The 875-nt window shown below is 66.4% G+C and carries 1 protein-coding gene; it reads left to right on the top strand.

What is annotated here, in order from left to right:
• Window positions 1-875: 5-aminolevulinate synthase (gene hemA, locus AC04SF_RS37375; protein WP_488481873.1), on the top strand; the 875-nt coding region annotated here is incomplete at both ends.

Genomic DNA, 875 nt, shown 5'->3' with positions numbered 1-875 from the left:
GGTTCGGGCGCCGGCGGCACCCGCAACATTTCCGGCACGTCCAACCCGCTGGTCGAGCTCGAGCATGAGCTTGCCGACCTGCACGGCAAGGACGCCGCCCTGGTCTTCACCTCCGGCTTCGTCTCCAACGAAGCCTCGATCTCGACCATCGCGCGGCTGTTGCCCAATTGCCTGATCATTTCGGATGAGTTGAACCACGCCTCGATGATCGAAGGCGTGCGGCGCTCGGGCGCCGAGAAGAAGATCTTCCGGCACAATGACGTCGCGCATCTGGAGAGCCTGCTGCAGGCGGCCGGGCGCGAACGCGCCAAGCTGATCGTCTTCGAAAGCGTCTATTCGATGGACGGCGACATCGCGCCGATCAGGGAGATCGTCGAACTCGCCGAGCGCTACAATGCCATGACCTATATCGACGAGGTCCATGCGGTGGGCATGTACGGACCGCGCGGCGGCGGCATCACCGAGCGCGAGGGCCTGGCCGACCGCATCGACATCATCGAAGGCACGCTCGCCAAGGCATTCGGCACGCTGGGCGGCTATATCACCGGCACCAGTGCGGTGATCGACGCGGTGCGCTCCTATGCGCCGGGCTTCATCTTCACCACGGCGCTGCCGCCGGCGATCGCCGCCGCGGCGACCACCTCGATCCGCCATCTCAAGCGCTCGCAGGCCGAGCGTGACGCCCAGCAGCAGCAGGCAGCGCGGACCAAGCAGATCCTGTCGGCGGCCGGCCTGCCGGTGATGGACTCTCCGACCCACATCGTGCCGGTGCTGGTTGGCGATCCGGAACTCTGCAAGATGGCCAGCGACCGCCTGCTTGGCGTGCACGGCATCTACATCCAGCCGATCAACTACCCGACCGTGCCGCGCGGCAC

The sequence above is a fragment of the Mesorhizobium sp. CNPSo 4671 genome (genome assembly GCF_057784245.1).
This window is presented reverse-complemented; position numbering and strand designations above follow the sequence as displayed.